The organism is Cupriavidus basilensis, from assembly GCF_029335485.1.
Taxonomy (GTDB): domain Bacteria; phylum Pseudomonadota; class Gammaproteobacteria; order Burkholderiales; family Burkholderiaceae; genus Cupriavidus; species Cupriavidus basilensis_E.
Window position 1 is genome coordinate 1 of record NZ_JARJLM010000052.1, and the last position, 22,569, is coordinate 22,569.

Here is a 22,569-nt window from a genome sequence, read left to right on the forward strand (position 1 = left end):
AGCACGGCCGCCTGCTTGACGCTGACCGCATCGCGCTCGAGCGCAAGGCGCGCGCGCTGCAGGTTGTTCTCGCGCAGGAAGTCGAAGATGGTCGTGCCGAAGACGGCACGGAACTGCCGCTGCATCGCATTCGCGTTCATGCCGGCGTGACGCGCGATCGCGTCGAGCGACAGCCGCTGCGCCGCCTCGCTGCCAAGAAACGCGCGCAGATCCGCCATCCGGCGGTAATCGCGCGGGCCGAGCACCGCCGAGTCCGGGACGCCCGCCGGCGTGACCGACTGCAGCGGCTCGAACACCTCGCCCAACAGGTCGAGCACGCGGCTTTCCAGATAGATGGCTTGCAGCATGGATTGATAGGCGGGCGGCCGCACGATTTGCTCGGCCAGCGCCGCCGCGCGCGGCGTAGGCGGCCCGACGCGCATCGACAAGTGCGTGGATAGCAGCGAATCCAGATGCGCCGGCATGGCCGCGCCGCTCGCCGCCTGCAGTTGCGCGAGCCAGTCACCCGACACGCCGAGGCTGAGCCGCCGCGCATAGCGGCCCTTGCTGAACCGGCGGCGGAACGTGTCCGGCTCGACCGCGTTGAAGAGGAGCGATTGGGGGCGCGATTGGGGGCGCAACCGGGCCTGCGCAAGCGGCGCGCGCACCAGCGCAGGCGCCGCGCGCCGGGCAGCCGTCCTCAATGCGACGGGGCGCTCGCCGTACCACAGGTCGAGCGCGCCCTCGAGCAGCAATACGACATGCAGGCCCGGTGTGCACAGTCCCGTGACCACGGCATCGAACTCGTCCACCGCGTCGTCGGCATGGAGGGACAAGCCCGGCCGCACCTCACGGATTTTTACCCTGTGCGCCGCCAGTCCTGGGCGCTCGGCATCTGGACGGGCTTCTCCCTCAGCGGTCATCACCATCGTGCCATTCCCCCGGTGGCGCGGCGCCATGGTGCGCCTGCCCCCTTTTGTCGATCCATCGGACCATCGGCATGCCGTTTGGCATCACCCGATGATTGCAAATGCGAATTATTCGTATCCCCATGCTATCCGGACCGGCGTGATGCTGACAAGCGCATTTTCGGGTTCCCCTTCAATGTTGTGAGGGATTGCTGTGCACGTGGATTTCCAGTTCGCAGCCTGCGCGTATTACTCGAACGCGCGAAGCAGGAGTGACGTACCCGCGGTTCGGCCAACTTGGTGCCAAAATGGGAACGGCGTGATGGCCTGGCGCCATCGACAACGTGCTTAGGGAGTGCTTCGAATGGACGTGCTTCCCGTGCCCGGCTTTTGTGTGTCAGATGAACGATAACCAACAAACGAACCTGCTTCGGACCGACAATGCATAGTCCACTAGCCGCCATTCAAATTGACTCTGTCTGCAAGCCAGCATGAAGCACGCCTCGCCTGTCGCTGTTTCCATCGCGGGTGATGACAGCAGCACCGACCTCGATGCCCTGCTGACCCAGGTCCGCGCATGCCGCCTGTGCGAAGCCCACCTCCCGCTTGGCCCCCGCCCGGTCGTACAAGCCGCCGCCACGGCCCGCATCCTGATTGTCGGCCAGGCGCCGGGCACGCGCGTGCATGCCAGCGGCATTCCCTGGGATGACCCCAGCGGTGACCGGCTGCGTGAGTGGATGGGCGTGGACAAGACCGTGTTTTACGATGCCGCGCGCATCGCCATCATCCCGATGGGGCTGTGCTACCCGGGCCGTGGCGCCAGTGGCGACCTGCCGCCGCGCAAGGAATGCGCGCCGTTGTGGATGGATGCGCTGCTGGCGCGCCTGCCGGACATCGAACTGACCTTGCTGGTCGGGCAATATGCGCAGCGGCGTTTCCTGGGGGCGGCGGCGCGCGGCGGCGTGACATCAACGGTGGCCGGCTTTGCCGCGCACGGGCCGGGCTATATCCCTCTGCCACACCCTTCGCCGCGCAACCAGGGATGGTTCAAGCACAACAGCTGGTTCGCGCAGGATTTGCTGCCGGTGCTGCGCCAGCGGGTGGAGGCCGTTCTCTCGGCACCCATCAAAGCGAACCGTCGGCTTGGGTCATGCATTCCAGTCACGGCTCCGGGCGTCTCATTAGATGAGAGGTGTGCTGGAGGGGCCGCACAATGCAGCCAATAACGCTCAGATAGCGCGCCGATAACGCTGACATTTCCGAACCGGAGTCACATGCTGCCCGCCCGCCGCATCATTGGCAAGGACGCGCAGCGCAAAAAAAAACTGCGCCACGTGGGCGCAGTTTTTCTTGCTGCCGGCTTCTGCTTTCGCAGCGGCCAGCCGTGCCGCCTTACTTTGCAGCCGTGGCGGGCATCACCGATTCCATCGCGTCGCGCATCGGCTTCATGGCCGTTTCATAGGCCGCGACCCAGCTCGGTGCGCCAGCGTCGGCGGCAGGGAATGCGCTGCCGGCGCTCGACATCAGGTTCTTGCCGAACGACGCCATGGCTTCCTGGGTCTGCGTGGCGTAGGTGCGCATCTGGCGCTGGGCTTCCTGCGCGAACTCGGCGCCGGTGCTGGCGAAGATCTCGTTCACATGGCCGGCGTAGGCGTTCATCTTCTGGGCAAACCCATTCGCCAGTTCCGGCTTGAGGCCGGCCATGCCGGCGCCAACGGGCTGCTGGCTGGATTCGCGGACGTAGTTCGTGGTATCCGCCAGGCTGCTCTTGACGGCCTGCATGTTCAGCGCGCTGATTTTTTCCGCACCGCGGGCCAGGGGGCCGACCAGGGCGAGAAACAGGTCGAGGTTGGCTTGCTGGACGCCGAAAAACTGAGCTTGGGTGGGATTTGCCATGAAATAGTCTCCTGGGGATGATCCAACGCTGCCGAAGGGGGTTTCGTGAGCGGCATCATCGCGATTGCTGCAGTGCAGCAATCAGGCGAATGATAGACGCATCCCGGCAAGAGTCAAGCAAATCCAGCAATCGGCGCAAAGTGGCACCAATGCAACTCGCAATGCCGAGGTGTTGCAATCCGGGCATGCCGCGCCCTTTTCTTGCCGCGCCCCATTCCTGTTCTCCACGCCCCGGGCCAGCCCGCCGGCGCCCATTTCTTGCGCATCGCACCACCAGCGAGCACGCGCTGCCTCCTCACTGCCTGAGCCTGGACCCGCGTGGATGGCCACGATATCCCCTTGAAATTCAAGCAGTTATATACCGCGCCGCAGCAAGGATGAGGGATCCCGGCAAACGTGGCCTGAACTTTGCGTAATCGGTATAAATGCCAACTGTCGACAGCTGACCATCGACCTACAGTTACCCGATCGCCAACCCGAGGAAACCCAAACATGGGCAACAACGTCTCTTCCCGCCTGGTTCCCGCCATCTCCGAGGTCGAGCAACGAGTGCGTGAGGATCTCGCCGCCGCATACCGCCTGGTCGCCCTGTATGGCATGGACGACAGCATCTACACCCATATCTCGGCCCGGGTGCCGGGCACCGGGGACCGCTTCCTGATCAACCCGTTCGGGATGTTGTTCCGGGATATCACCGCGTCTTCGCTGGTGTGCATCGACCTGGACGGCAACATCATCAGCGGCCCGCCCGGGCAAGACGTGAACCCGGCTGGCTTCACCATCCACAGCGCGGTGCATGCCGCCCGGCACGACGCGGCGTGCGTGCTGCATACGCATACGGTGGCGGGCGTGGCCGTCTCGTCGCTGGCCTGCGGCCTGCAGCCGTCGAACCAGTGGGCGCTGCAATTCCACGACCGCGTGTCGTACCACGACTTCGAAGGCATCGCGCTCGACCATGAGGAACGCGAGCGGCTGGTGGCCGACCTGGGACCCGACAAGCGCGCCCTGATCCTGCGCAACCACGGCCTGGTGACGTTGGGCCGCAGCGTGGCCGAGGCCTTCATCCTGATGCACAACCTGGAGCGCGCCTGCCGCGTGCAGGTGGCGATCCAGTCCAGCGGCCAGCCGGTCAATCCGGTCCCGGCAGCCATCTGCGAGAAGACCGCGCGCCAGTATGAGAGCGGCGACACCAACCGCAAGCCGGGCGCAGCCGACCCGTACGCGCGCGAATGGCGCGCCTTGCTGGAGCGGCTGGAGCCAGCCGCCGCCACGTCGTTCCGCGACTGACGCCCTGCCCGCCTTACCCATTCCGGCTTGTCGGTTACGTGTCTTTACGTGTTGCCAGTTATCTGTCCCTAGCCCCCAGGAGAGTTCCGCAATGAATCGTCGCCAACTGATCAAGATGGGTGTTGCCACCACCGGGCTGTCGCTCGCCGGTGTCCCGTTCCACGTCCTCGCGGCGGGAAAGAAGGGGGGCGTGATCAACGCGCTCGTGCAGCCGGAGCCGTCCGGCCTGATGATCGGCATCACCCAGAACGGCCCCACCCAGCTGATCTCCGGCAACATCTACGAGGGGCTGCTGCGCTATGACGAGAAGCTGGAACCGCAGCCTTCGCTGGCAACCTCCTGGACGGTGAACCAGGCCGGCACCTTGTACACGTTCAAGCTCAAGCCCAAGGTCACCTGGCATGACGGCAAGCCGTTCACCGCGGCTGACGTGGTGTTCTCCGCCGACGTGTTCCTGCGCAAGACGCATGCCCGGCTGCGCGCCAACCTGGCGGCGGTGGAGAGCATCCGCGCGGTGGACCCGCTCACGGTCGAGTTCAAGCTGAAATACCCGTTTGGCCCCTTCCTCGGCATCTTCGAAGTGGGCACCATGCCCATGGTGCCCAAGCATATCTACGAGGGCACGGATTTCCTGACCAACCCGGCCAACGCCCGGCCCATCGGCACCGGTCCGCTGAAGTTCAAGGAATGGGTGCGCGGCTCGTACATCCAGCTGGTGCGCAACGAGGCATATCACCAGCCCGACGTGCCGCTGGTCGACAGCGTGTACTTCCACGTGATTCCCGATGCGTCGGCGCGGGCCGCCGCGTTCGAGTCCGGCAAGGTCGACCTGGTGCCCGGCGGCGCGGTGGAGTACTTCGACGTGGCGCGCCTGAGCAAGCTGCCCGGCGTGCAGGTCACCACCAAGGGCTGGGAATTCTTCGCCCCGCACTCCTGGCTGTGGGTCAACAACCGCAAGGCGCCGATGGACAATATCAAGTTCCGCCAGGCGCTGGCCTTTGCCATCGACCGCGACGCGATCGCCAAGGTGGCCTGGCAAGGCTATGCGAAGAGCGCAACCGGCCCCTTCAACAGCCACATCAAGTACGCCAGCACCGACGTGGCCAAGTATCCGCGCGACCTGGCCCGCGCCAAACAGTTGCTGGCCGAATCCGGCTACAAGGGCGAGACCCTGCGCCTGCTGCCCCTGCCCTATGGCGAAACCTGGACCCGCTCGGCCGAGATCGTGCGCCAGAACCTGCAGCAGGCCGGCGTGAAGATCGAGATGACGCCGACCGACGTGGCGGGCTGGGGCGAGCGGCTGAACAAGTGGGACTACGACCTTGCCTTCACCTACGTCTACCAGTACGGCGACCCGGCCCTGGGCGTGGCGCGCAACTACACCTCGGACAACATCGCGCAGGGCTCGCCGTTCAACAACGTCGAGGGCTATCGCAACGCCAAGGTCGACGAGCTGTTCCAGGCCGGCGCGCGCGAGATCGACCCGGCCAAGCGCGCGGCGATCTATCACGAGGTGCAGAAGATCCTGGTCGACGAGATGCCGGTGGTGTGGATGCACGAGCTCAACTTCCCCACGCTGTACCGCAGCCGCATCAACAATCCCATCAGTTCCGGCATTGGCCTGAACGACGGCATCGGCCGCGCCTGGCTGGCGTGATGGCAGTCATCTTCTTCTCTGGGGCAAAGCCATGAGTCGTACGCAGCGCATGCTAGGCCGGGTGGTACAGGGCGTGATCGCGATCCTGGTCATCGCAACCGTCAACTTCCTGCTGATCCGGGCCGCGCCGGGCGACCCGGTCTCGGTGATGGCCGGCGAGGCCGGCGCCTCCGACCCGCAGTTCGTCGCGCAGCTGCGCACGCAGTTCGGGCTGGACAAGCCGGTGCCGGAGCAGCTCGCCACCTACCTCGGCCACGTGGTGCACCTGGACCTGGGCTTCTCCTACCGGCAGCAGCAGCCGGTGCTGGACCTGATCCTGCAGCGCCTGCCGGCCACGCTGATCCTGACCGGCAGCGCCTTCCTGCTCTCGGTGCTGTTCGGCGTGGTGCTGGGGGCATGGGCGAGCCGGCGCGCGGGGAGCTGGGTGGACAACGCCATCACCCTTTTCGCCCTGGTGTTCTACGCCACGCCGCTCTACTGGCTGGCGATGATGGCGGTGCTGCTGTTCTCGGTAAAGCTCGACTGGCTGCCCGGCTTTGGCTACTTCACCGTGGGGGCGGACCTGCACGGCCTGGCGCTGGCGTTCGACATTGCCTCGCACCTGGTGCTGCCCGCGCTCACGCTGGCGCTGTTCTACATGGCGGTGTATGCGCGGATGACCCGGGCCTCGATGCTGGAGGTGGCGCAGATGGATTTCGTCAAGACAGCGCGCGCCAAGGGCGTGCGCCCGGGGCGCATCCAGCGCGCCCACATCCTGCGCAACGCGCTGCTGCCGGTGGTGACGCTGGCCGGCATCCAGGCCGGCGGCATGATCGGCGGCGCGGTGCTGACCGAGACGGTGTTCGCCTGGCCCGGCATCGGCCGGCTGATGTTCGATGCCCTGCTGCAGCGCGACTACAACCTGCTGCTGGGCTGCTTCCTGGTCACCGCGGCCATGGCCGTGTTGTTCAACCTGTTGACCGACTTTGTCTACACGCTGGTCGACCCGCGGATCGAGATGCAATGAAAAATACTTTCTGGCGGCGCTTCTGCCGCAACAAGGCGGCCGTGCTCGGCATGGCGGTGCTGGTGGGCTTTGCCGTGCTCGCGCTGTTCGGCCCGTGGCTGGCCGGGCACGATCCCTGGGACATGGTGCAGCAGCCGTTCCTGCAACCCATGCAGGAGCCCGGCTTTGCCATGGGCACCGACACCATGGGGCGCGACATCCTGGCGGGCGTGATCCACGGCGCGCGCATCTCGCTGCTGATCGGCGTGGTGTCCACCGTGGTCTCGCTGCTGATCGGCGTGACGCTGGGCGCCATCTCCGGCTACTTCGGCGGCTGGATCGATGCGGCGCTGATGCGCTTCACGGAGCTGTTCCAGGCGGTGCCGAGCTTTGCGCTGGCGCTGGTGCTGGTGGCGATCTTCGAGCCGTCGATCGGCTCCATCGTGGCGGCCATCGCCATCGTGTCCTGGCCGCCGGTGGCGCGCCTGGTGCGCAGCGAGTTCCTCACGCTGCGCCAGCGCGACTTCGTGCAGGCCGCCAAGCTGGCCGGGCAATCGACGCCGCGCATCATCCTGTCGCAGATCCTGCCCAATGCCAGCTCCCCGATCGTGGTGATGGCCTCGCTGATGGTGGCGACCGCCATCCTGCTCGAATCCAGCCTGAGCTTCCTTGGGCTCGGCGACCCCAACCACATGAGCTGGGGCTATATGGTGGGCGCGGCGCGCACGGTGCTGCGCCAGGCCTGGTGGATGGCGGTGTTTCCCGGCACGGCCATCCTGCTGACGGTGCTGGCGCTCAATATGGTGGGCGAAGGCCTGAACGACGCGCTGAACGCGCGCCTTGGCGGGAGCGGACGATGAGCACGCCGGTACTTGATATCCAGGACCTGAGCATCCGCCTGCCGGCCGGCGGCGACCGCACCCTGGCGGTGCAAGGCGCCTCGCTGACGCTGCAGGCCGGCCAGACGCTGTGCGTGGTGGGCGAGTCCGGCTCGGGCAAGTCCATGATCGCCAATGCGGTGATGGGCCTGCTGCCGCGGCCGCACGTGGAGCCGGTTGCCGGGCGCATCCTGTTCGAGGGCCAGGACCTGCTGCAGCTGGATGACGACGCCATGCGCGAATTGCGCGGGCAGAAGATCGGCATGGTGTTCCAGGAGCCCATGACCGCGCTCAACCCGGTGATGCGGATCGGCGACCAGATCGCTGAAGTCTTCGACGCGCACCTGCGCCTGTCCGCCACCGAAAAGCGCAGGCGCATCGTGGCGGCGCTGGCCGACGTGGGCCTGCCCGATCCGGAGCTGCTGTACGACAGCTACCCCTTCCGCCTGTCGGGCGGGCAGCGCCAGCGCGTGATGATCGCGTGCGCCATGGCGCTGGAGCCGCGCCTGCTGATCGCCGACGAGCCCACCACCGCGCTCGACGTGACCACGCAGGCGCAGATCCTGCAATTGATCCGCGAGCTGCAGAAGCGGCGCGGCATGGCCGTGCTGTTCATCACGCACGACTTTGGCGTGGTGTCCGAGATCGCCGACCAGGTGGTGGTCATGCAGACCGGCAACATCGTCGAGGCCGGGCCTGCCGCGCGCGTGCTGACCGATCCGCAGCACCCCTACACCCGCAAGCTGATCAGCGCCATTCCGGGTGGCCATCTGCGCCAGCCCCCCGCGCAGGCCGAGGTCAACCGGGTGCTGCAGGTGCAGGACCTGTGCAAGACCTACCGCACCGGCGGCGGCCTGCTGCGGCGCGGGCGCGAGGTGCAGGCCGCGCGCAACGTGAACTTCGAGCTGCTGCGCGGGCAGACGCTCGGGCTGGTGGGCGAATCGGGCTCCGGCAAATCCACGGTGGGCCGCTGCATCGTCGGCCTGGCACCGTTCGACAGCGGCCGCATCGTGATCAACGGGCGCAACCTGTCCCAAGGCGGCGGGCTGCTGCAGCGCGCGGGCGGCAAGCTGCAGATGGTGTTCCAGGACCCCTATGCGTCGCTCAACCCGCGCCACCGGATCGGCGCGGCCATCGCGGCTGGCCCCATCGCGCAGGGCGTGTCGCGCGAAGAAGCGCAAGCCCGCACGCGCGAGCTGCTCGGCCTGGTCGGGCTGGGGCCGGAGGCAGCCGAGCGCTATCCGCATGAATTCTCCGGCGGGCAGCGCCAGCGCATCGGCATTGCCCGGGCCCTGGCCATGCAGCCGGAGCTGCTGGTGGCGGACGAGCCCGTCTCCGCGCTGGATGTGTCGGTGCAGGCGCAGGTGCTGGAGCTGTTCGCCAAGGTGCGCGAGCAATTCAAGCTGGCCATGGTCTTCATCACCCACGACCTGCGCGTGGCCGCGCAGATGTGCGACAAGATCGCGGTGATGCAGCGGGGCGAGGTGGTCGAGTACGGCGAGACGGCCCGCGTGCTGAGCGCGCCCGAGCATCCGTACACGCGCAAGCTGATCGACGCCATCCCACGCCTGGCCAGGGCGCAGGATGTGGACGAGGCGCCGGAGCCGGCCCGCTTGCAGGCCGTCGGAGGCTACGCATGACGCGCACCGCTCTCGAGAATCCCGCCGAAACCTTGGACATGACGACCGGCAAACCACCGTGCGTGGCACTGCTGAGCAGCGTGCTCGACATGCACTATCTCGTCCCCGCCTTCCGCGCGGCGGCGCCGGGGGTGGACCTGCGCGTTGGACCCGACCTGGGCGCGCTGGGCGACATCGATGCCGCGGTCTGCTGGGCGCCCCCGCCGGGCCTGCTGGCCGCCATGCCCAACCTGCAGCTGGTGCAGTCGCTGGGCGCGGGCATCGACCACCTGCTGAGCGACCCGGACCTGCCCAGCGGGCCCACCGTCTGCCGCATCGTGGATACCGCCATGGCCGGCAGCATGACGGCCTACGTGACGTGGGCCGTGATCCACCACCAGCGCAGCATGGGCGCGTATCTTGCCAGCGCGGCGGCCGGGCAGTGGCAGGAGCAGCCCATCGTGGCACCATCGCGGTACCGCGTGGGTATCGCGGGGCTTGGCACGCTGGGCATTGCCAGCGCCCGCGCGCTGCAGGCCGTGGGCTACGCGGTGCGCGGCTGGAGCCGCGGCCCCAAGGCGGACCTGCCCGAGGGCGTCGAAGGGTTCCACGGCCAGGACGGCCTGGATGCCTTCCTGGCGGGCTGCGATGCGCTGGTCTGCCTGCTGCCGCTGACCGCGCAGACGCAGGGCTTCCTGTGCGCCGGCCTGTTCGCCCGCCTGCCGCGCGGCGCGCATCTGATCAACGTGGGCCGCGGCAGCCACCTGGTCGAGGCCGACCTGCTGCGCGCATTGGACGACGGCACGCTGGGCGCGGCCACGCTGGACGCGTTCCAGCACGAGCCGCTGCCATCCGCGCATCCGTTCTGGCGGCATCCGCGCATCAAAGCCACGCCGCACGTGGCGGCACGCACCGATGCGGCCACGATCGCGCGCCAGACGCTGGATAATCTGGCTCAGCTGCGCTGCGGGCAGCGACCCGCGGTGGCGGTCGACCCGGCACAGGGATATTGATCTTGGCCTTGCCATGCCGCCGCGCCAACTCTCCGACACACCAGACCACGACCACAGGACGTCACTGACATGACCGTCGCCTTGCCCTCGCACGCCGCCCTTGCCGCCGACGATATCGCGGCCCACCTGCATCCCTTCACCAACCTGGCCGCCCACCCCGGCGTCGGCCCGCTCGTCATCACCAAAGGCGACGGCATCTATGTGGAGGACGACCAGGGCAAGCGCTACCTGGAGGGCATGTCGGGCCTGTGGTGCAGCTCGCTCGGGTTCAGCCACGCGCGCGTGATCGAGGCCGGGGTGCAGGCCATGCGCACGCTGCCCTGCTATCACACCTTCAACCATCGCTCCAACCCGGCCGCCATCATGCTGGCCGAGAAGCTGGTCGCGATGGCGCCGGTGCCGATGTCCAAGGTGTTCTTCGCCAACTCCGGCTCGGAGGCCAACGACACCGCCGTCAAGCTGGTCTGGTACTACCACAACGCCATCGGCAAGCCGGACAAGAAGAAGATCATCGCGCGCACCAACGCCTATCACGGCGTCACGGTGGCGGCGGCGAGCCTCAGCGGCCTGCAGGCCAATCATCGCGATTTCGACCTGCCGATCGACCGCATCCTGCGCGCCGGCTGCCCGCACCACTACCGCTACGGCACGCCGGGCGAGAGCGAAGCGGCCTTTGCCACCCGCCTGGCGCAGGAGCTGGAAGCGCTGATCCAGGCGGAAGGCCCCGAGACCATCGGCGCCTTCATCGCCGAGCCGGTGATGGGCGCGGGCGGCGTGATCGTGCCGCCGGCCACCTACTTCGCTGAGATCCAGGCCGTGCTGCGCCGCCATGACATCCTGCTGATCGCCGACGAGGTGATCTGCGGCTTTGGGCGCACCGGCGCGATGTTCGGCTCCACCACCTACGGCATGCAGCCGGACATCCTCACCTGCGCCAAGGCGCTGTCCTCCGGCTATATGCCGATCTCGGCGGTCATGGTGTCGGAGCAGGTACACGCGGCGATTGCCGCCAACAGCGGCAAGATCGGCACCTTCGGCCATGGCTTCACCTACTCTGGCCACCCGGTCACCACGGCGGTGGCGCTGGAAACGCTGCGCGTCTACGAGGACGACCGCATCCTCGACCACGTGAACGCGGTCACGCCGCGCTTCCAGCAGGCGCTGCGGGCTTATGCCGGGCGCGCGCTGGTGGGCGAGGTGCGCGGGGTCGGCCTGCTGGGCGCGATCGAGCTGGCGGCGGATCCGGCGGCGCGGCGCGCTTTCGACCCGGCGCTGAAGGCTGGCGCGCGCCTGGCGCAGCTGGCGCAGGAGCAAGGCCTGATCGTGCGCGCCATGGGCGACACCATCGCCTTCTGCCCGCCGCTGATCATCACCGAGGCGCAGATCGATGCACTGTTCGCGCGCTTCGAGCGGGCCATGGCGGCGCTGGAGCGTGAGTTGCCGGCCAGCGGCGATGGCGGCAACAAGGCTGCGGCCTGATGACCAGCCCGGCCAATCCATCGCTGCGGCTGACCACGGCCAGCGCGCGCCGCGACGGCATCCTGCTGTTCTTCTGCGCGCTGGTGGCGTTCGCCAGCTACGACGCCTTCTGCAAGTGGATGCTGCGCGACCACTCGGCGCCGATGATGAACCTCACCCGCTACGTGTCGGTGAGCGTCATCGCGCTGGTGTGGCTGCTGCGCGCAGGCGGCCTGAAGCTGTGGCGCACGCCCTGCAAGTGGCTGCTGCTGGCGCGCGGCCTGGCGCTTGGCATCGTGGCCAGCTGCTTCATGGCGGCGCTGGTGTACATGCCGCTGGCCGAGGCCACGGCGATCTACTTCACCGCGCCGCTGATCATGGTGGCGCTGTCGCCGGCGGTGCTGGGCGAGCGGGTGGGACCCGCGCAGTGGGCGGCCGTGCTGGCTGGCTTTGGCGGCATGCTGCTGATCGTGCGGCCGGGCGGCGACCTGCCCTTCGTCGGCACCGTGCTGATGATGGTCTCGGCCGTGTGCTATGCGGCCTTCCAGCTGCTGACGCGCCGGCTGGCCGGCGAGGTCGCCGGGCCGGTGCTCTACGCCTGGACCGCGCTGATCTGCCTGGTGGTGACCGGCGTGCCCGCGCTGGCGACGCTGCCCGAGGTCATGCCGTCCGCGCCCGATCTCTTGCTGATGATGGCCGGCGGCGCCTGCAGCGGCCTGGCGCAGCTGCTGCTGCTTGCCGCCTTCCGGCGCGTTGCCGCCTCCACGCTGGCGCCGCTCAATTATTTTCAACTGCTGCTCGCCGTGCTGATCAGCACCTTTGTCTTCCAGCGCCCGCCCGATGGCATCGCGCTGGCGGGCATCGTGCTGATCATGCTGTCGGGCGGCTACCTCGCGTTGCGCGCGCGGCTGGCGCCGCCAGTGGCGCCGGCGCGGCCGCTCGTAGCCCGAGCCAAGGACTAAGCCCATGTCTGATTCCGCATTCGAAGAATCCTCTCCGTTTGCTTCCATCGAGGTTTCCGACCTGGTGGCGGCGGTGGAGGCCCAGCTCACCCAGGCCATTGTCGAAGGCCGCCTGCCGCCCGGCAGCCGCATCGTCGAGGCGGACATCGCCCGCCGCATGAATGTCAGCCGCGCGCCGGTGCGCGAGGCGGCGCGGCGGCTTGAGCGCCAGGGCGTGCTGGTGTCGCGCCCGCGCCATGGCTTTGCGGTGCGCACGGTGACGGTGCGCGAGATCGACGACCTGTTCCAGGTCCGCCTGAACCTGGAGCTGATGGCCGCCTCGCTCGCCTGCAAGCAGGCGCCGGAGGCCGGGCTGCAGCAGCTCGTGGCCATGGTCGAGCGCATGGTGCAGGAGGCCGAATCGCTGCCGCAGATCGAGCGGGTGGCGCGCGACCTGGCGTTCCACACGGCCATCTGCGAGCTGTCCGGCAATGCCTACCTGCATCGCATGTTCTCCATGATGCAGACGGAGATCCGCATGATCGTCGCGCTGATCGACAGCGTGTACCACGACCCCAAGGCCGTGGCCGAGACCCATCGCCCCATCGCCGAGGCGATCGCGCGGCGTGACGAAGCCGCGGCGCAAGCCGCGGTGCGCTTCCATATCGAGGACGCCTGGGTCCATGTCCGGGCGGTGTTCATGAAAAAACAGGGTGTCGCCAACGCGCCCGCCATGGAGTCCGTCCGATGAAAGTCGTCTACAGCGATCTGCATCTCGATCACGACCCGCACGCGTTCATGGTGCGCGGCAGGATGAGGCGCAGCAACGAGCAGCCCGAGCGCGCCCTGCGCCTGCTGGCGGCGGTGCGCGCCGACGGCCACGACGTGATCGCCCCTGCCGATCACGGCCCGGGCCCGCGCGCCGCGATCCACACGCCGGAGTACCTGCGTTTCCTGGAAACCGCCTACGACCGCTGGCAACTCCTGCCCGATGCCTCCGAAGAGGTGTTGCCCAACATCCACCCCTTCCCCGGCCAGCCCTGCACCTACCCCGACAGCGTGGTCGGCCAGGCGGGCTTCCACATGGGCGACGCCGCCTGCTCCATCGGGCCCAATACCTGGCGCGCGGCGGTCGGCTCGGCCGACGTGGCCACCCATGCCGCGCAACTGGTGGCCGATGGCGAACGCGCCGCCTACGCGCTGTGCCGCCCGCCGGGCCACCACGCCTACGCGGACCGCGCCAATGGCTTCTGCTACCTGAACAACACCGCCATTGCCGCGCAGCACCTGCGCCGCCACCATGACCGTGTTGCCATCCTCGACATCGACATGCACCACGGCAACGGCACGCAGGGCATCTTCTATCGCCGCAACGATGTGCTGACCGTGTCGCTGCACGGCGATCCGATGCTGTTCACGCCCTTCTTCACCGGCCACGCGCACGAGCGCGGCGAGGCGGAGGGCCTGGGCTACAACGTCAACCGCCCGCTGGCGCGCGGCACCGGCGACGAGGCCTACCTGGCGGCGCTGCGCGACGTGTGCCAGAGCATCCGCGCCTTCGCGCCCGGCGCGCTGGTGGTGGCGCTGGGGCTGGACGCGCACGAGCGCGATCCGTACCAGGCGCTGGCCGTCACCACGCCCGGCTTCGCGCTCATCACCGCGGAGATCGCGCGGCTGGGCCTGCCGACGGTGCTGGTACAGGAAGGCGGCTACCTCTCCGACGATCTCGGCCCCAACCTGTCCAGCGCGCTGCGCGGCTTCGCGAGCGCGGCATGAACGGGCCGGCAAGCGCGGCGCTGGCTGCCGCGGATGTGCTTGGCGAAGGCTCTCCGGAAGTCCCGCTGGCGTGGGCCATGGACCTGCTGGCGCGGCAGTACGGGCTGGCCGGGCGGCTCTCCCCGCTGACCGGCGAGCGCGACCGCAACTTCCTGCTGGAGACGCCGGCGGCAAGCTATATGCTCAAGGTATCCCACCCCGCCGAGCTGCCGCTGGTGGCGGACTTCCAGACCCAGGCGCTGCTGCACATCGCCGCGGCCGATCCCGGCCTGCCCGTGCAGCGGATCGTGCCGACCCTGGCGGGCGAGCCGTCGCTGGTCGCGCAGCCGCCCGGCGGGGATGCCCGCGTGACGCGGCTGTTCAGCTACCTGCCGGGCGAGCCGCTGCCCAAGGCGCAGCGCTCGCAGGCGCAGGCGCGGGCGCTGGCGCGCACGCTGGCCCGGCTCGACCTGGCGCTGCGCGACTTCCGCCATCCTGCCGGCCAGCTGGCGTTGCCGTGGGACATCCAGCGTGCCGACAGCGTGCGCGGGCTGCTCGACAGCGTCCCGGACGAGAGCCGCCGCAAACTGGCGCGCCGCGCGCTGGATCGCTTCGCCGCCAACGTGCGGCCCCGGCTGGCGCGCCTGCGGGCCCAGCCGATCCACAACGACTTCAACATCTACAACGTGCTGGTCGACCCGCTTGACCATGCGCGCATCGCGGGCGTGCTGGATTTTGGCGACATGGTCCATGCGCCGTTGATCGACGACCTGGCCGTGGCCGCCGCCTACCAGGTCGACCCGGCCGGCGATACCATGGCCACGCTGGCGGATTTCGTCGCCGCGTACCACGCGGTGCTGCCCCTGGAGGCGGATGAGATCGACGTGCTGTTCGACCTGGTGCAGGCCCGGCTGGTGATGGTGGTCGCCATCAGCGGCTGGCGCGCCGCGCGGCATCCGGAGAACGCCCCTTACCTGCTGCGCAACAACGCGGTCTCCTGGGAACGGCTGGCGGCCTGCGACGCCATCCCCGCGGCGCACGCGCGCAACGTCCTGCGCCGGGCCTGCGGGCTGGCTTGACCACGACACCAAGGAATCCGATGACCATTGCCGCAGCTATCCCCTGCGTTGCCGAACTGGCCGAGCGGCGCGCCCGCGTGCTCGGGCCCGCGTACCGCCTGTTCTACGACGAGCCGCTGCACATCGTGCGCGGCGAAAGCGTATGGCTTTACGACGCCAGCGGCGAGCGCTACCTCGATGCATATAACAACGTGGCGTCCGTCGGCCATTGCCATCCGCATGTGGTGGATGCCATCGGCCGCCAGGCGGCGCAGCTGAACACGCATACGCGCTACCTGCACGAGGGCATCCTGGACTACGCCGAGCGCCTGCTGGCGACCATGCCCGACGCGCTGGGCCATGCCATGCTCACCTGCACCGGCAGCGAGGCCAACGACCTGGCCATGCGCATCGCCCGCGCCCACACCGGCGCGCAAGGGCTGATCATCACGCGCTTTGCCTATCACGGAGTCACCGCGTCCATTGCCGAGGCATCGCCCTCGCTCGGGCGCTACGTGAAGCTTGGCGACAACGTGCGTACCGTGCCCGCGCCGGACAGCTTGCGCGTGCCGGCCGCACAGCTCGGCGCGGCCTTTGCCGAAGGCGTGCGGCACGCCATCGAAGACCTGCGCGCGCACGGCATCCGCCCCGCCGCGCTGCTGGTCGATACCGTGTTCTCCAGCGACGGCATCTTCGCCGATCCGCCCGGCTTCCTGCGGGAGGCGGTGGCCGCCATCCGCGCGGCCGGCGGCGTGTTCATCGCCGACGAGGTGCAGCCGGGACTGGGGCGCACCGGAGACGCGTTCTGGGGCTTCCAGCGTCATGGCGTGGTGCCCGACATCGTCACCATGGGCAAGCCGATGGGCAACGGCCATCCGCTCGCCGGGCTGGCCGTGCGCCCCGAGGTGCTGCAGGCCTTTGGCCGCGAGTGCCGGTATTTCAATACCTTCGGCGGCAACCCGGTTTCCGTCGCCGCCGGCATGGCCGTGCTTGATGTCATCGAGCAGACGCAACTCATGGCACAGGTACGGCGCGTGGGCGCGTACCTGCGCGAGCGCCTGGCGGGAGTGGCGGCGCGGCACCCGCTGATCGGCGATATCCGCGGCGCCGGGCTCTTCGTGGCGGTCGAGTTTCTCGATGGCGGCGATGCCAGCCGGCCCGCGACGGCGCAGACCGCGCGCATCGTCAACGGGCTGCGGCGCCGCCATGTGCTGGTTGGCGCCACCGGCGAAGCGGCCAACATCCTGAAGATCCGCCCGCCGATGGTGTTCACCGAAGCGCACGCCGGCCTGCTGGCCGACACCCTGGACGCGGTGCTGGCCGAGGTGGAGAACGAGCGCCCGGCCTAGGCGTACCCGAAAGTACCCGAAAGCACCCGCTAGCGCGCCGCGAGCTTTACTGCGATGCCGGCCACGTGCCGGCCCTGGTACCTTGCGATCGCCAGTTCGTTCTCGCTAGGCTGGCGCGAGCCGTCGGCTCCCGTCAGGGTGGAGGCGCCATAGGGTGTGCCGCCGGTGATCTGGCTCATGTCCAGCAGGCGCGCCTCGGCGTAAGGCACGCCGACGATCACCATGCCCTGGTGCAGCAGTGTGCTGTGGAAGCTGGTGATGGTGGTTTCCTGCCCGCCATGCTGGCTGGCCGTGCTGGTAAAGACACTGCCGACCTTGCCCACCAGCCCGCCGCTCATCCACAGCCCGCCGGTCTGGTCCAGAAAATTGCGCATCTGCGCGCACATGTTGCCAAACCGCGTCGGTGTGCCGAACAGGATGGCATCGGCGTCGGCCAGTTTGTCCGGCTGCGCGACGGGCACATGCGCAAAGGCCACGCGGGCGGCTTTGGCGCCACTCTTTTCCAGCACGGCGTCCGGCACCAGTTCCGGCACCTGGAGCAGGGTCACCTCGGTGCCGGCGACTTCGCGCGCGCCTGTCGCCACGGCTTCCGCCATCTTGTAGACGTGTCCGTACATGCTGTAGAAGACTACCTGGATCTTGCAGGTCATGGTCATCCTCCTGTGTGCAATGGAAAATGCGAAACGGGAAATGGAACGGATTTCGGGCCGGATCGGGCCGGCCCGGGCCATCCGTTGAGTCTAGGCGATGGCAGCGCGCAACGCGTCGGCAGCCACGCTTCCCTTCGCAACTTCGCCGCCTACAATGAAAGACCCTGGCTCATCCGCGTGCCGCGCGGCATGGGCCTGCCCTGCCGGCGCCCAACAGGGAGTACAGCCATGACAACGGCGTGTCCGCACCTTGCCTTGATCCATTCCGTGACCCCTAGCGCCGAAGGCTGCGAGGAATGCCTGCGCAGCGGCGACGAGTGGGTGCACCTGCGCATCTGCCTGTGCTGCGGCCATGTCGGCTGCTGCGACGACTCGCCCAACAAGCACGCCACCCGGCATTTCCTGGCCACGGCGCATCCGGTGATCCAGTCGTTCGAGCCCGGCGAAACCTGGCGCTGGTGCTATATCGACAAGCTGGTCATTGCCTGACGGCGGCACGGCGCGCGCGCAAGCCAACCCCCATGCGCCAGACCTTCAAGGAGAATGCCATGCTGTCGACGCCCGTTGAAAAGACCGACCACCTACTGGGGCCTGCATCGGCCCACGTCACCGTGGTGGAGTACGGGGACTTCGAATGCCAGTATTGCCGCCTGGCCTACGGCGGCGTGAAGATCCTGCTTGCCCGCTACCACGACCGCCTGCGCTTCGTGTACCGCCATTTCCCGCTGTCGGCCTGGCACCCGCAGGCGCAAGCCGCTGCCGAAGCGGCCGAGGCGGCAGGGGCCCAGCACAAGTTCTGGCCCATGCACCAGCAGATATTCGAGCAGCATCACGGCATCAAGCCGGCGATGCTGCGGGAGTACGCCGCCACGCTGGAACTGGATCTGGAGCGCTATGACTACGACATGAAGGCCCACACCTACCTGCAGCGCGTGCGAGAGCACCAGCACAGTGGCCTCGCCAGCCATGTGCGCGGCACGCCGTCCTTCTTCGTCAATGGCGTGATACAGGACGTGACCTTCGGCATGGAGCACCTGGACCATGCCATTGCCGTGGCGCTGCGCGGCTAGGGGCAGACGGCCGGGCTACCAGGGGCCGACAGGCGTGGCCGCCTCCGCCGCGCTGTAGACGTGGCGGGCGGCGAGCAGCGCGGCAAGGTCGGCGTCGCCCGCGATCACAGCCCGCAGGATCTGGGCGTGCTCGTCCCAGTTCTGCTGCGCGCGCAGCTGGTGCGCCGGCGCGAACACCAGCCCGGTGCGCTCGCGCAAGGAGCGCATCATCTCCTGCAGCACGCCATTGGCGGCGATGTTGCCCAGCACCTCGTGAAAACGGAAATTGAGCGTGAGCAGGCGTTCGTCCTCGCCGCCGCACGCGGCCGCGCTGCCCTGGCGCAGGACCTCCTGCAGCTCGGCGACCAGCCGTGGATCGCGCCGTTGCGCGGCCAGCTTGGCGTTCAGGCCTTCCAGCGTGGCGCGCACCTCGACCATCTCCCGCGCGACATGCGCCGACAGGCACGCCACCGAAGCGCCGCGGCGCGGCTCGATGCGCACCAGGCCTTCGGCAGCCAGCGCGCGCAGCGCCTCGCGCACCGGCACGCGCGACACGCCCAGTTCCGCCGACAGCGTGTGCTCCACCAGCCGGTCGCCCTGGCGGTACACGCCGCCGACGATGCGCTGGCGCAAGGTGTCGGTCACCTGCGCGAACAGCGGCGAATGGCGGGCGCCGAGGCTCTCGCCGGAAAAGCCCGCCAGGCGGGCGCGTGGAACACTGCCGTGGTCGTCGGACATGTTCGTCTTGTCGGCGCGCGGGACCATCCCGCGCGCCATGGTTCAGCTGCGTTGGAATGTGAAGCTGTCTGCGTAGATATGCGCGCCGCTGGCGCCAAGCCCGAGGAACATCCCGCGGGCGTCGCGGATCATGTCGGGCGAGCCGCACAGGTAGATGGCGTGCTCCGACAAGTCCGGCAGGTCGGCGGCAACGGCATGCTGCACATGGCCGTGCCGCCCGCGCCATGCATCGCCGGCGCGCGACAGCACCGGCACGTACTGGAAATCGTAGAGCCGCGCGCCCCATTGCTGGATCTGTTCGTGCAGGTACAGGTCCGCTTCGGTGCGCATGCCCCAGTAGAGCGATACCGGCGGGCAATCCGGATCGTCCATCAGCGATTCGAGGATGCTCTTGATCGGTGCCAGCCCGGTGCCCGTGGCCACCATCAGCAGCGGGCGATAGTCGTCCTTGCGCAGGTAGAAGCCGCCCAGCGGCAACTCCACGTCCAGCTGGTCGTCGGAGCGCAGGCCTGCGAGCAAGCGCTCGGTGAAGTAGCCGCCGGGAATGCGGCGCACATGCAGGTCCACCGTGCGATCCCTGGGCACCGAAGCCATGGAGAAACTGCGCGCGATGCCGTCGCCGGTAAAGATCTTGAGGTACTGGCCTGGACGGTAGTCGAGCGCTTCCGCCTGCGGCAATTCGAGCGTGAGATGCACCACATCCGCGCTGAGCGGCGCGATGTTGCGGATCACGGCCGTATGGCGCGCGGGCTCGGCGCATGGCTCGCCAGGGCGTTCGGTGCTGATCACCAGATCGCTGGTGGGCCGCGCCTGGCACGCCAGCGCAAAGCCCTCGCCCTCTTCTTCCGGAGTCAGGCCCATGGGATATTCCTCATAGGCCACCGTGCCCTCCACCAGCTTGACGCGGCAAGTCGCGCAACCGCCAAAGCGGCAGTCATGCGCCATCGGCACATTGGCGCGCAGGGCGCCATCCAGTACCGATTCGCCGGCACCGACTTCAAAGGATTGCTGGGATTCGACGAGGTGAATGCGGTAAGACATGGCTGACTCGGAGAACGTGGGAGATAAGGGACCTGCGCGAAGCTTGGCGCTTATTTCTTGATATCGGCTTCGACCAGCACCTTCAGGTCTTCGCTGGCCAGCAGCTCCTGCAGGGCCTGCAGCGCGGCCACGCCGCAAGCGGTATCCTGCTCGCCGTTGCCGCCGCTCAGGCCGATGCCGCCGATGACTTCGCCATTGACCACGATCGGGAAGCCGCCCACGAACACCGCGAACTTGCCCTCGAAGCTCCACTGGATGCCAAAGGCTTCATTGCCCGGCAGCGCGGGGCCGTTGGGCGCCTGGTTGAACAGGTGGGTGGAGCGCTTGTGGCCGGCGGCCGTGAAGGCCTTGTTCCAGGCGATCTGCGGGCCGGTGATGCGCGCGCCGTCCATGCGCTCCAGCGCCAGCGGATAGCCGCCGTCGTCGACCACGCAGATCGATTCCAGCACGCCGATTTCCTCCGACTTGCGGATGGCCGCCGCCACCATGTGGCGGGCTTCCTTCAGTTCCAGCTTGATGGCTTTTCTCATGTCGTGCTCCTGCTTGTTTCGTTGAGGTCGGTTTGACGTTCGCGCCGGCTCAGCAGCCGCGATAAACGGTCTTGATCTGGGTGTAGAACTCCAGTCCCGCCCGGCCCGATTCGCGGAACGTGGAGGTGCTGGACTGCTTGAGGCCGCCGAATGGCGCGTTGATCAGGTTGCCCGTGGTGGTGCGGTTGATCTTGACCGTGCCCGACTGGATATCGTGCGCGAAGTCGTGCGCATAGCGCGGGTTGCCGGTCACGATGGCGGCCGACAGGCCGTACTCCGTGTCATTGGCCTTGGCGATGGCGTCGGCGTAGCTGCTGACCTCGATGATGGCGATCACCGGCCCGAAGATTTCCTCGCGGGCGATGCGCATCCGCTGCGTGACGTCGGTGAAGATGGCCGGCGAGACATAGAAGCCCTTGCCGTATTGCTCGCCTGCCAGGCGCTCGCCGCCGCACAGGTGCGTGGCTTCGGCCTTGCCGGCTTGCACGTAGCCGAGCACGGTGTCGAGCTGCTTGCGGGTGGCGAGCGGGCCCACGTCCATGCCAGGCGTCATGCCGCTGCCGATTTTCAGGGCCTTGACCTTGGCCAGCAGCTTCTCGGTGTATGCCGCCTTGACCGATGCCATCACCAGCACGCGGCTGGTGCCGGTGCAGGCCTGGCCGCTCAGCGACAGGCCGCCCTTGATGGTGAGGTCCACCGCGCGGTCCAGGTCGGCGTCTTCCATCACGATCAGCGGGTTCTTGCCGCCGAGCTCCATCTGGGTGCGCGTGCTCAGCGAAACCGAGCGATGGATATGCCGGCCGGCGGCGGTCGAGCCGGTAAAGGAAATCGCGCGCACCGCCGGGGCTTCGGTGATGGCGGCGCCCACGTCGCCGGCACGGCCGGTGATGAAATTGAGCACGCCCTTGGGAATGCCGGCTTCCACGAATGCCTGCGCCAGGCGGTAGCCGCTCAGCGGCGCGTCCGACGAGGGCTTGAATACCACGGTGTTGCCCGCGATCAGCGCTGGGGCGATCTTGCGCGCCGGGATCGATACCGGGAAATTCCACGGCGAGATCACCGTCACCACGCCCAGCGGCTCGCGCTGGCTGTAGACGATCATGTCGGGATCGTCCTGCGGATAGGTCTCGCCGGAGAACGACTGCCCTTCCACGGCGTAGAAACGGATCGTCTGCGCCGAGCGCAGCACTTCGTCCTTGCTCAGGTTGAGCGCCTTGCCCTCTTCGCGGGTCAGTTCCTCGGCGATCTGGTCGGCGTTGGCTTCCAGGTAGTCGGCGGCGCCGTTGAGGATCTTGGCGCGCCTGGAGATAGGGGTCTTCTTCCAGGCGTCGAAAGCGGCGGCGGCGGCGGCCACCGCGGCCTGCGCGTCATCCGCGCTCGAGGCCTGGAAACGGCCGACGATATCGGCGGTATCGGCCGGGTTGACGTTGTCGAAGGTGCGCCCGCTCGCGCTCTTCGACCATTCGCCGTTGATGTAGTTGTTGAATTCGTCTGTCTGTGCCACTGCCATGATGTCCAAGCCTCTATCCGGTCAGGCCCCGGGGCGGAGCCGTCAATGCCAATGCGATGCTGCTTTTTTTGCCCAGCGGCGGGCCTCAGGCGGCCATGTCCAGCTCGGGCAGGGGGATCTCCTGCGCGACGTAGTCGTGGTAGAGGGCGGTGGTGTAGAGCAGGCGCATCTGGGCGCCGATCTCGCAGATCTTCAGGCAGCGCTGCTGCAGCTCGACGGTGTTGGCGTGCTCGAGCACGATCTGGTAGCCGCGTTCGCCGTGGATTTC

Annotated in this window: 22 protein-coding genes and 1 pseudogene; 15 read left to right on the top strand and 8 right to left on the bottom strand. The window is 68.1% G+C overall.

What is annotated here, in order from left to right:
- Window positions 1-908: AraC family transcriptional regulator (locus tag P3W85_RS03240; protein WP_276263704.1), on the bottom strand; the 908-nt coding region annotated here is incomplete at its 3' end.
- Between the two features lie 470 nt (window positions 909-1,378).
- Between P3W85_RS03240 and P3W85_RS03245 the strand changes: the two genes are divergently transcribed.
- A complete protein-coding gene (locus tag P3W85_RS03245) occupies window positions 1,379-2,113 on the top strand; it encodes a uracil-DNA glycosylase family protein (protein WP_276263705.1) in 735 nt (244 codons plus the stop codon).
- Between the two features lie 166 nt (window positions 2,114-2,279).
- On the opposite strand, the gene P3W85_RS03250 is transcribed toward P3W85_RS03245, so the two are convergent.
- Window positions 2,280-2,783 carry a phasin family protein gene (locus P3W85_RS03250; RefSeq protein WP_017226160.1) on the bottom strand — a complete coding sequence of 168 codons (504 nt, stop codon included), beginning with the start codon at window positions 2,781-2,783 and terminating at the stop codon, window positions 2,280-2,282.
- A 492-nt stretch (window positions 2,784-3,275) separates the two neighbouring features.
- Between P3W85_RS03250 and P3W85_RS03255 the strand changes: the two genes are divergently transcribed.
- The 12 genes from P3W85_RS03255 (at window position 3,276) to P3W85_RS03310 (ending at window position 16,783) form a co-directional block, all read left to right on the top strand.
- Entirely contained in the window at window positions 3,276-4,070 is a 795-nt protein-coding gene (locus P3W85_RS03255; protein ID WP_276263706.1) for a class II aldolase/adducin family protein, read from the top strand.
- Between the two features lie 91 nt (window positions 4,071-4,161).
- Window positions 4,162-5,727: an ABC transporter substrate-binding protein gene (locus P3W85_RS03260; RefSeq protein ID WP_276263707.1), complete on the top strand. Its 1,566-nt coding sequence runs from the start codon at window positions 4,162-4,164 to the stop codon at window positions 5,725-5,727.
- Window positions 5,728-5,758: 31 nt separating this feature from the next.
- On the top strand, window positions 5,759-6,733 hold the full coding sequence (locus P3W85_RS03265; protein ID WP_035810278.1) for an ABC transporter permease: 975 nt from the start codon (window positions 5,759-5,761) through the stop codon (window positions 6,731-6,733).
- Window positions 6,730-7,572 (top strand): ABC transporter permease, encoded by an 843-nt coding sequence (locus P3W85_RS03270; protein ID WP_276263708.1) that lies wholly within the window; start codon window positions 6,730-6,732, stop codon window positions 7,570-7,572. Before P3W85_RS03265 ends, P3W85_RS03270 begins: the two co-directional genes overlap by 4 nt.
- Window positions 7,569-9,230 (top strand): ABC transporter ATP-binding protein, encoded by a 1,662-nt coding sequence (locus tag P3W85_RS03275; RefSeq protein WP_276263709.1) that lies wholly within the window; start codon window positions 7,569-7,571, stop codon window positions 9,228-9,230. Before P3W85_RS03270 ends, P3W85_RS03275 begins: the two co-directional genes overlap by 4 nt.
- Window positions 9,227-10,222 carry a 2-hydroxyacid dehydrogenase gene (locus P3W85_RS03280; protein WP_276263710.1) on the top strand — a complete coding sequence of 332 codons (996 nt, stop codon included), beginning with the start codon at window positions 9,227-9,229 and terminating at the stop codon, window positions 10,220-10,222. The genes P3W85_RS03275 and P3W85_RS03280 overlap by 4 nt, the downstream gene beginning before the upstream one ends.
- 69 nt (window positions 10,223-10,291) lie before the next feature.
- Window positions 10,292-11,701: an aspartate aminotransferase family protein gene (locus P3W85_RS03285; RefSeq protein ID WP_276263711.1), complete on the top strand. Its 1,410-nt coding sequence runs from the start codon at window positions 10,292-10,294 to the stop codon at window positions 11,699-11,701.
- Entirely contained in the window at window positions 11,701-12,642 is a 942-nt protein-coding gene (locus P3W85_RS03290) for a DMT family transporter (protein ID WP_276263712.1), read from the top strand. The genes P3W85_RS03285 and P3W85_RS03290 overlap by 1 nt, the downstream gene beginning before the upstream one ends.
- Window positions 12,643-12,646: 4 nt before the next feature.
- Window positions 12,647-13,372 carry a GntR family transcriptional regulator gene (locus P3W85_RS03295; RefSeq protein ID WP_276263713.1) on the top strand — a complete coding sequence of 242 codons (726 nt, stop codon included), beginning with the start codon at window positions 12,647-12,649 and terminating at the stop codon, window positions 13,370-13,372.
- Window positions 13,369-14,397, top strand: a complete 1,029-nt coding sequence (locus P3W85_RS03300; RefSeq protein ID WP_276263714.1) for a histone deacetylase family protein — start codon at window positions 13,369-13,371, stop codon at window positions 14,395-14,397. The genes P3W85_RS03295 and P3W85_RS03300 overlap by 4 nt, the downstream gene beginning before the upstream one ends.
- The gene (locus tag P3W85_RS03305) at window positions 14,394-15,455 is read left to right on the top strand and encodes a phosphotransferase (RefSeq protein WP_276263715.1); all 1,062 of its coding nucleotides are present in this window, start codon (window positions 14,394-14,396) and stop codon (window positions 15,453-15,455) included. The genes P3W85_RS03300 and P3W85_RS03305 overlap by 4 nt, the downstream gene beginning before the upstream one ends.
- Before the next feature lie 20 nt (window positions 15,456-15,475).
- Window positions 15,476-16,783 (top strand): aspartate aminotransferase family protein, encoded by a 1,308-nt coding sequence (locus P3W85_RS03310; protein ID WP_276263716.1) that lies wholly within the window; start codon window positions 15,476-15,478, stop codon window positions 16,781-16,783.
- A gap of 29 nt (window positions 16,784-16,812) precedes the next feature.
- On the opposite strand, the gene wrbA is transcribed toward P3W85_RS03310, so the two are convergent.
- Complete coding sequence (gene wrbA / locus P3W85_RS03315) at window positions 16,813-17,433, bottom strand: NAD(P)H:quinone oxidoreductase (protein ID WP_276263717.1); 621 nt, start codon at window positions 17,431-17,433, stop codon at window positions 16,813-16,815.
- 228 nt (window positions 17,434-17,661) lie between these two features.
- Between wrbA and P3W85_RS03320 the strand changes: the two genes are divergently transcribed.
- Together P3W85_RS03320 and P3W85_RS03325 are read left to right on the top strand one after the other, a co-directional pair.
- Window positions 17,662-17,922: a UBP-type zinc finger domain-containing protein gene (locus P3W85_RS03320; RefSeq protein ID WP_276263718.1), complete on the top strand. Its 261-nt coding sequence runs from the start codon at window positions 17,662-17,664 to the stop codon at window positions 17,920-17,922.
- 59 nt (window positions 17,923-17,981) lie between these two features.
- On the top strand, window positions 17,982-18,503 hold the full coding sequence (locus tag P3W85_RS03325; protein WP_276263719.1) for a DsbA family protein: 522 nt from the start codon (window positions 17,982-17,984) through the stop codon (window positions 18,501-18,503).
- 15 nt (window positions 18,504-18,518) lie between these two features.
- On the opposite strand, the gene P3W85_RS03330 is transcribed toward P3W85_RS03325, so the two are convergent.
- The 5 genes and pseudogenes from P3W85_RS03330 to P3W85_RS03350 all read right to left on the bottom strand — a co-directional run.
- The gene (locus tag P3W85_RS03330; RefSeq protein ID WP_276263720.1) at window positions 18,519-19,220 is read right to left on the bottom strand and encodes a GntR family transcriptional regulator; all 702 of its coding nucleotides are present in this window, start codon (window positions 19,218-19,220) and stop codon (window positions 18,519-18,521) included.
- Window positions 19,221-19,262: 42 nt separating this feature from the next.
- On the bottom strand, window positions 19,263-20,261 hold the full coding sequence (locus P3W85_RS03335; protein ID WP_276263721.1) for a 2Fe-2S iron-sulfur cluster-binding protein: 999 nt from the start codon (window positions 20,259-20,261) through the stop codon (window positions 19,263-19,265).
- 50 nt (window positions 20,262-20,311) lie between these two features.
- A complete protein-coding gene (locus P3W85_RS03340) occupies window positions 20,312-20,791 on the bottom strand; it encodes a GlcG/HbpS family heme-binding protein (RefSeq protein ID WP_276263722.1) in 480 nt (159 codons plus the stop codon).
- A 49-nt stretch (window positions 20,792-20,840) separates the two neighbouring features.
- A complete protein-coding gene (locus P3W85_RS03345; protein WP_276263723.1) occupies window positions 20,841-22,301 on the bottom strand; it encodes an aldehyde dehydrogenase family protein in 1,461 nt (486 codons plus the stop codon).
- 85 nt (window positions 22,302-22,386) lie between these two features.
- Window positions 22,387-22,569: pseudogene (locus tag P3W85_RS03350) on the bottom strand (iron-containing redox enzyme family protein); the annotation flags it as partial.